This is a genomic window from Corynebacterium sp. KPL2830, assembly GCF_040225635.1.
Lineage (GTDB): Bacteria > Actinomycetota > Actinomycetes > Mycobacteriales > Mycobacteriaceae > Corynebacterium.
The window spans coordinates 20722-28054 of record NZ_JBEHFR010000027.1; the positions used below are offsets into that span (position 1 = coordinate 20722).

The following is a 7333-nucleotide window of genomic DNA, read 5'->3' on the forward strand; positions in this document are numbered from 1 at the left end:
TGACAGTTGTCCGATAGAATCGCATACGCCCCGTTTGAGAAGCTCGTAGTTTCTGCAGAGGAGGCTGCGAAGTACGTCAACAATGGTGACCGCGTAGGAATCTCCGGCTTCACCGGTGCAGGTTACCCCAAGGGTTTGCCTACCGCCATTGCAGATAAGGCGAAGGCGCTGCACGACAAGGGCGAAGAGTTCAAGATTGACCTCTTCTCCGGTGCTTCTACCGCCCCTGACTGCGACGGTGTTTTGGCAGAGGCAGAGGCTATTAACTTCCGCTCCCCATACAACTCCGACCCGCTGCTGCGTAAGCAATTCAACGACGGCACCGCGCTCTACCAGGATATTCACCTGTCCCACCTGGGCCAGCAGGTAGAAGAGGGCTTCTATGGTGACTTCCAGGTAGCCGTCATCGAGGCCGTACGCATTACCGAGGAAGGCAATATCGTGCCCTCCTCCGCAGTGGGCAATAACCTCGAGTTCGTCGAGGCTGCAGACAAGATCATCATCGAGATTAACGAGTGGCAGTCCGAGAACCTTGAGGGTATGCACGACATCTACCGCATCGACAAGCTGCCTAACCGCCAGCCCATCCCGATTAACAAGCCGGGCGACCGCATTGGTACCACCTACATGGAGATCCCGGAGGAGAAGGTCGTGGCCGTTGTCAAGACCAACTCGGCCGACCGTAACGCTCCATTCCGCGAGCCGGACGAGACCTCTGAGAAGATCGCCGCTAACTTCATCGAGTTCTTGGAGGGCGAGGTTGCCGCAGGCCGCCTCGAGTACGACAAGTTCATCATGCAGTCCGGCGTGGGTAACGTGCCGAACGCCGTGATGGCGGGCCTTCTGGACTCCAAGTTCGAAAACATCCAGGCATATACCGAGGTTATCCAGGACGGCATGCTGGACCTTATCGATGCCGGCAAGATGACCGTGGCTTCTGCAACCTCCTTCGCGCTGTCGCCGGAGTACGCAGAAAAGATGAACGCGGAAGCAGACCGCTACCGCAACCACATCATCCTGCGCCCGCAGCAGATTTCTAACCACCCTGAGGTCATCCGCCGCGTCGGCTTGATTTCTTCCAACGGCATGATCGAGGGAGATATCTACGGCAACATCAACTCCACCAACGTGTCCGGTTCCCGCATCATGAACGGCACCGGTGGCTCTGGTGACTTCACCCGCAACGCGTACATCTCCACCTTCGTGTCCCCATCCATCGCGAAGGATGGCGCCATCTCCGCTCTGGTTCCGTTCGTGTCCCACACGGACCACACCGAGCACGACACCATGGTCATCATCACCGAATACGGTGTGGCTGACCTGCGTGGCTTGGCTCCAAAGCAGCGCGTTGAGAAGATCATCGCCGTGGCTCACCCGGACTACCGTCCGCTGTTGGAGGAGTACTACGAGCGTGCGAAGGAAAACAAGTTCCAGCACACCCCGCACGACTTGAAGACTGCCTTCGATTTCCAGGTTAACTTCATGGAAAAGGGTGACATGCGCGGTTAATCTCCACCGCCATGGCAAAGGAGGGCCTCCCGGCTGGGAAGCCCTCCTTCTGCTTTGTTTGGATACTCTCAGGCGAGGGGTGAATTAGGAGATCTAAAAGTCAACACGCTAATATAGAGCGACGTTGGGCCTTTAGCTCAGTTGGTAGAGCTACGGACTTTTAATCCGCAGGTCGTGGGTTCGATCCCCACAGGGCCCACATCAGGAGCCGCCTTCGGGCGGCTCCTTTTCTAGTTTTTCACGAGCTTCTTAATGGCGTGCATAGCCTCCGCTAGCTTCTCCTTAGCCACCTCGCCGTCCTCGGCCGCTGCACCGGCCACACAGTGCTCTATGTGGTCTTCTAAGAGCGCGAGAGAGACGTTCTCTAGCGCGGATGTCACCGCCGAGATTTGGGTGATGATATCGATGCAGTATTGGTCCTCATCGACCATGCGATGAATCCCGCGCGCCTGGCCTTCGATGCGCTTCAGGCGCGCCAGATAACGCGCTTTGCTCTTACTATCGGCGTTGTATCCGTGGATATCCGGCTCGTGGCAGGAACAGGTTTTCTGCTGTTCAGACATGGTTAAAACTCCTTCTGGGGGAGCGATTTTGTTTCTTGGTGATGTCTCCAGTATATTTCTAGAAGTCGCCAAGAAGCGACTGGCCCCCATCGTCTAGCGGCCTAGGACACTGCCCTTTCACGGCAGCGGCACGGGTTCGAATCCCGTTGGGGGTACCAACACCTTTGTGTTGGTACGAAATAATTTCTCATTTGGCCTTGTGGCGCAGTTGGTTAGCGCGCCGCCCTGTCACGGCGGAGGTCGCGGGTTCAAGTCCCGTCAAGGTCGCATTCTGAACAGTACACGCTTCGGCGGGTACTGTTCTTTTTTGGTTTTGCAGGCTGCTTGCTGATGCCACCTCAGCATCACTGGGGCATCAGCAAGCGGCGGAAAAACGGCGTTGTAGTGCTGATTTGTGTTGTTTCTAGGCGCCTGTGTAAAGTAATTACCCGTGCCCAAGGGGCACACAAAACTGAAAATGGCCTTGTGGCGCAGTTGGTTAGCGCGCCGCCCTGTCACGGCGGAGGTCGCGGGTTCAAGTCCCGTCAAGGTCGCGGAAACCTTCGGGTTTCTGGCCAGATAGCTCAGTCGGTAGAGCACACGCCTGAAAAGTGTGGGGTCGCCAGTTCGATCCTGGCTCTGGCCACAACTATGGTCCCTCCTTGTTATCAAGGAGGGGCCATTTTTGGTTTAATGGGGGACATGGAAAAAGCAATTTCTCATCAAACCGATTTGTCCCGTTTCGTGCTTACCGTTGATGGTGTGGAAGCGGGAATCTGCGAATACGTAGATTCCGGCGATACCCGCGAGTTCAACCACACGGTCATCGGGGACGACTTCCGCGGTCAGGGCTTGTCCTCCCCGCTGATTAAGGAGGCCCTCGATGAAACCCGGGCTGCCGGCATGAAGGTCATCGTCACCTGCTCTGCCGTGGCGCACTTTATGGACAAGAACCCCGAATACCAGGATCTGCTGCGCGGTTAAGCACAGCAAAAAGCGGCCCACACAAGACTGTGGGCCGCTTTTAGTCTATTTAGATGTAGTAGTCCGGATCCACGAGCTTGACCCGCTCATGCCTATTTGAAGGCCGATTCTTGGCGGGGATGCCCACGGCGATGTGATCGGCCGGTACATCCTTCGTGACAACGGCATTGGCACCGATGGCGGAACCGGCCCCGATGGTGATGGGGCCTAAGACCTTGGCGCCCGCGCCGATGGTGACGTTATCTTCCACCGTGGGGTGGCGCTTGGTCTGGGTGAGCACCTGACCGCCGAGCGTCACGCCGTGGTAGAGCATGACGCCATCGCCAATTTCCGCGGTTTCGCCGATGACAATGCCCATCCCGTGGTCGATGAAGAAGCGGCGCCCGATGGTGGCGCCTGGGTGGATCTCGATGCCGGTAAAAAAGCGATTAATTTGGGCCAGGATGCGCGCAGGGCCCCGCAGGCCGCGCTTCCACAGCCAGTGGGACACGCGGTGCGACCAGATGGCGTGCAGGCCGGAATAGACGATCGCGTTTTCAACGTCGCCACGGGCAGCTGGGTCATGGTCGCGGGCATTGGCTAAATCTTCGCGGATATATTTAATAATGCTCATGCGGACTATAATACTGGTCACAAAAAGGCACCCGCCAAGCTTGACGGGTGCCTTTTATTCATGGACTAGGTTGCGGGGCTAGTTATGCCTCGCGGATGTCCTCGAAAAGAACGGTGGAAACGTAGCGCTCACCAAAGTCCGGCAGGACAACGACGATGGTCTTGCCCTCGAACTCGGGGCGCTCAGCCAGCTTCAGCGCGGCGGAAAGGTTTGCACCGGCGGAAATGCCAACCAGCAGGCCTTCCTCGGTAGCAAGGTCGCGGGAAAGCTTGATGGACTCCTCGAGGGAAGCGGTCAGGACCTCATCCAGCTGCTCGCGGTCGAGCACGTCCGGCACGAAGTTGGCGCCTAGGCCCTGGATCTTGTGCGGACCTGCCTGGCCTTCAGACAGCACAGGGGAGTCAGCCGGCTCAACGGCTGCGAGGTAAACGTCTGGGTTCTTGGACTTCAGGTAGCGACCTGCACCGGTGATGGTGCCGCCAGTGCCGACGCCTGCGACGAAGGCATCGACATTGCCCTCGGCGTCGTCCCAGATCTCCGGGCCGGTGGTGGCCTCGTGGATCTTGGGGTTGGCCTCGTTAGCGAACTGGGAAGCCAAGATGGCGTTGTCGCGCTCGGCGACGATCTCGTTGGCCTTATCAACCGCACCCTGCATTCCGGCAGCGCCCGGGGTCAGGATGATTTCTGCACCGTATGCGCGAAGCAGGACCTTGCGCTCATTGGACATGGTCTCTGGCATGGTGAGGACAACGTCGTAGCCCAAGGTTGCGCCGGCCAGTGCTAGGGCAATGCCGGTATTACCGGAGGTAGCTTCAACGATGGTGCCGCCCGGCTTCAGGTCACCGGATTCCTCAGCGGCCTTGATGATGGCGAGGCCGATGCGGTCCTTCACGGAGTTACCAGGGTTAAAGGACTCCACCTTGGCCAGCACGGTGGCACCCTTACCCCCAGCCAAGCGGTTGATGCGGATAAGTGGGGTACCGCCGATGGTCTCTAGGACATTGTTGTAAATAGCCATTTATTAGGACTCCTTTGGGAATCATATTCGTGGTCAAATCAGGTACAAGCGCAAGGATACACTATTTAAGTAGACAGAGTGGTATATTTATTACAGACAACCCATTCGGGCATGGAATGTGGGATTCACGGCCGCGGAGGCGAAGGGACGATTTCGAATTACCCCCACTTGCTGTCTATAATTCCACGTAGTTACCCGCTGCTCCCCAAGTTTTCGGGGATATCGGGTGCACCTACTTGGTTACCCCCGACGAGGAAAGAGTCTCATGGAGTCGCATCGCCTCAAAGATGATGAAGAATCCGTACGCGCGGCACTGTCGTCTCTCAAAACCGCCACCGGAATCCCAGTGACGATGTACGCAACATTATTGGCGGATAATCGCCTGCAAATTACCCAGTGGGTGGGCCTGCGTACGCCGGCGCTGCAGAATCTGCTTATCGATGCCGGCGTGGGCGTCGGCGGGCGCGTCATCACCACCCGTCGCGCGGTGGGCGTATCGGACTACACGCGTGCCACCACCATTTCCCACGAGAACGACAGCGTAATCCAAGACGAAGGCCTGCACTCGATCGTGGCCGTACCCGTTACCGTGCAGCGTGAAATCCGGGGAGTGCTTTACGTTGGCGTACATTCCCCTGTGCGCTTGGGGGATAAGGTCATCGAGGAAGTAACGATGACGGCCCGGACCCTAGAGCAAGATCTCGCGGTCAACTCCGCGATGCGCCGCGCCGATGGCGGAAAGGGAGGTGCGTCCCGCGGCCATGCGATGAACGGTGCGGAATGGGAACAGGTTCGTTCCACCCACTCCAAGCTGCGCATGCTGGCCAACCGCGTCGAGGACGAGGAGTTGCGCAAGGAACTCGAGGCGCTCTGCGATCAGATGGTCTCTCCCGTGCGCGTGAAGCAATCAACCAAGCTTTCCGCCCGCGAGCTCGACGTCCTCTCCTGCGTGGCACTCGGCCACACCAACGTGGAAGCGGCGGAAGAAATGGGAATTGGCGCCGAAACCGTCAAGTCCTACCTACGCTCCGTGATGCGCAAGTTGGGGGCGCACACTCGCTACGAAGCCGTCAATGCCGCCCGCCGGATCGGCGCGTTGCCCTGATAACCGGTAGCGTAGAAAGCTGTGAAAGATCAGTTTATTGTTTCCGGCGGTGCCCGTCTTGCAGGCACCGTCAAAGTAGATGGCGCCAAAAACAGCGTCCTTAAGCTCATGGCCGCCGCGTTGCTGGCGGAGGGGACGACGACGCTGACCAATTGCCCAGAGATTCTGGACGTACCTTTGATGAAAAAGGTACTCGAAGGCTTGGGCTGCGAGGTGACAATCGATGGCAGCACCGTCCGCATTACTACCCCTGCGACGCCGCAATCGAACGCGGACTTTGATGCGGTTCGCCAATTTAGGGCATCGGTATGCGTCTTAGGCCCACTAACCTCGCGCTGCGGGCATGCAAAGGTTGCGCTGCCCGGTGGTGACGCCATTGGCTCTCGCCCGCTTGATATGCACCAGACCGGCTTGGAAAAACTCGGCGCCACCACCCGCATTGAACACGGCGCCGTGGTCGCTGAGGCCTCCGAGCTTCGCGGTTCCACCATCCGTTTGGACTTTCCTTCCGTTGGTGCAACGGAAAACATTTTGACCGCCGCCGTCTTGGCTGAGGGCACCACCGTCCTCCACAACGCCGCCCGCGAGCCCGAGATCGTTGACCTGTGCGAGATGATGAAATCCATGGGCGCCAATATCGAAGGCGAAGGCACCTCCGAGGTCACCATCCACGGCGTGGACCGGCTTAACCCAACGGAGCACGAGGTCATCGGTGACCGCATCGTGGCAGGCACCTGGGCTTATGCCGCAGCCATGACACAAGGCGATATCACAGTCGGCGGCATTGCTCCGCGCCACTTGCACCTTCCGCTGGAAAAGCTGAAGTCCGCCGGTGCAGAGATTGAAACCTATGAAAACGGCTTCCGCGTGCGTATGGATAAGCGCCCTACCGCTGTGGATTACCAGACGTTGCCTTTCCCAGGCTTTCCGACGGACCTCCAGCCCATGGCCATCGGCATTTCCTCCATCGCCGAAGGGACCACCGTGATCACGGAGAACGTCTTTGAATCCCGGTTCCGCTTCGTCGACGAAATGCTGCGCTTGGGTGCCGATGCCCAAGTAGACGGTCATCATGTGGTGGTGCGCGGAAAGGAGCATCTTTCCTCTACGCATGTGTGGAGCTCCGATATCCGCGCAGGAGCTGGCCTGGTGCTCTCCGCACTCTGCGCCGACGAAGCCACGACCGTTCACGATGTCTTCCATATCGACCGCGGCTATCCCCACTTTGTGGAGAACCTTTCACGGCTTGGAGCCACCATCGAAAGGACGCAGGAAGAAGAAATCTTCTAATTAACCTTTCCCCAGTATGCATTTTTGCGGTGTGTGCTGGGGATTTGTGTGTTTTCTGGAGTGGGGTGTAACTTTATCGAAGTCGCCGAGAGGTAGCCGGTTGGTTACTTGTGAGTGACTTTTTGTACTGGCTTGGTCCGAGGATTTGACTTGGTTCAGGTTGTTGGGTAAGTTGGTACGAGCCGCCGCAGAGAGGTTAACGTTTGGTTAATTTTCTTGTGGTGTGTGGATGTTGTTTGAGAACTCAATAGTGTGCCAATGTACTTATTTTT

At 57.8% G+C, this 7333-nt stretch carries 7 protein-coding genes and 5 tRNA genes; 9 read left to right on the forward strand and 3 right to left on the reverse strand.

Annotated features, from left to right (window positions below; genetic code table 11):
- Positions 1-6 precede the first annotated feature (6 nt).
- Complete coding sequence (gene scpC / locus ABRP87_RS09290) at positions 7-1509, forward strand: succinyl-CoA:acetate CoA-transferase ScpC (protein ID WP_349868474.1); 1503 nt, start codon at positions 7-9, stop codon at positions 1507-1509.
- Positions 1510-1635: 126 nt separating this feature from the next.
- Positions 1636-1708 (forward strand) — tRNA-Lys (locus tag ABRP87_RS09295).
- Positions 1709-1739: 31 nt separating this feature from the next.
- Here ABRP87_RS09295 and ABRP87_RS09300 read toward each other — a convergent pair.
- Complete coding sequence (locus ABRP87_RS09300; protein ID WP_023023790.1) at positions 1740-2072, reverse strand: metal-sensitive transcriptional regulator; 333 nt, start codon at positions 2070-2072, stop codon at positions 1740-1742.
- Between the two features lie 82 nt (positions 2073-2154).
- Here ABRP87_RS09300 and ABRP87_RS09305 point away from each other — a divergent pair.
- The 5 genes from ABRP87_RS09305 (at position 2155) to ABRP87_RS09325 (ending at position 3035) form a co-directional block, all read left to right on the forward strand.
- Positions 2155-2230, forward strand: a tRNA-Glu gene (locus ABRP87_RS09305).
- A gap of 35 nt (positions 2231-2265) precedes the next feature.
- Positions 2266-2339, forward strand: a tRNA-Asp gene (locus tag ABRP87_RS09310).
- Between the two features lie 192 nt (positions 2340-2531).
- Positions 2532-2605 (forward strand) — tRNA-Asp (locus ABRP87_RS09315).
- 19 nt (positions 2606-2624) lie between these two features.
- A tRNA-Phe gene (locus ABRP87_RS09320) sits at positions 2625-2697 on the forward strand.
- A 56-nt stretch (positions 2698-2753) separates the two neighbouring features.
- Positions 2754-3035 carry a GNAT family N-acetyltransferase gene (locus tag ABRP87_RS09325; RefSeq protein WP_239268314.1) on the forward strand — a complete coding sequence of 94 codons (282 nt, stop codon included), beginning with the start codon at positions 2754-2756 and terminating at the stop codon, positions 3033-3035.
- A gap of 49 nt (positions 3036-3084) precedes the next feature.
- Here ABRP87_RS09325 and epsC read toward each other — a convergent pair whose 3' ends face one another.
- Both epsC and cysK read right to left on the reverse strand, forming a co-directional pair.
- Positions 3085-3648, reverse strand: coding sequence for a serine O-acetyltransferase EpsC (gene epsC, locus ABRP87_RS09330; protein ID WP_239268312.1), 564 nt, complete (start codon positions 3646-3648; stop codon positions 3085-3087).
- 82 nt (positions 3649-3730) lie between these two features.
- On the reverse strand, positions 3731-4666 hold the full coding sequence (gene cysK / locus ABRP87_RS09335) for a cysteine synthase A (RefSeq protein ID WP_349868476.1): 936 nt from the start codon (positions 4664-4666) through the stop codon (positions 3731-3733).
- A gap of 265 nt (positions 4667-4931) precedes the next feature.
- Here cysK and ramA point away from each other — a divergent pair, with 265 nt between their 5' ends.
- Entirely contained in the window at positions 4932-5771 is an 840-nt protein-coding gene (gene ramA, locus ABRP87_RS09340) for an acetate metabolism transcriptional regulator RamA (protein WP_005279642.1), read from the forward strand.
- A gap of 21 nt (positions 5772-5792) precedes the next feature.
- On the forward strand, positions 5793-7061 hold the full coding sequence (gene murA / locus ABRP87_RS09345; RefSeq protein WP_023023781.1) for a UDP-N-acetylglucosamine 1-carboxyvinyltransferase: 1269 nt from the start codon (positions 5793-5795) through the stop codon (positions 7059-7061).
- Positions 7062-7333 lie beyond the last annotated feature (272 nt).

Excerpts from the sequence above, each read along its gene's own strand:
- epsC (WP_239268312.1), bottom strand. The coding sequence starts at position 3,648 with ATGAGCATTATTAAATATATCCGCGAAGATTTAGCCAATGCCCGCGAC.
- ABRP87_RS09300 (WP_023023790.1), bottom strand. The coding sequence starts at position 2,072 with ATGTCTGAACAGCAGAAAACCTGTTCCTGCCACGAGCCGGATATCCAC.
- ABRP87_RS09325 (WP_239268314.1), top strand. The coding sequence starts at position 2,754 with ATGGAAAAAGCAATTTCTCATCAAACCGATTTGTCCCGTTTCGTGCTT.
- cysK (WP_349868476.1), bottom strand. The coding sequence starts at position 4,666 with ATGGCTATTTACAACAATGTCCTAGAGACCATCGGCGGTACCCCACTT.
- ramA (WP_005279642.1), top strand. The coding sequence starts at position 4,932 with ATGGAGTCGCATCGCCTCAAAGATGATGAAGAATCCGTACGCGCGGCA.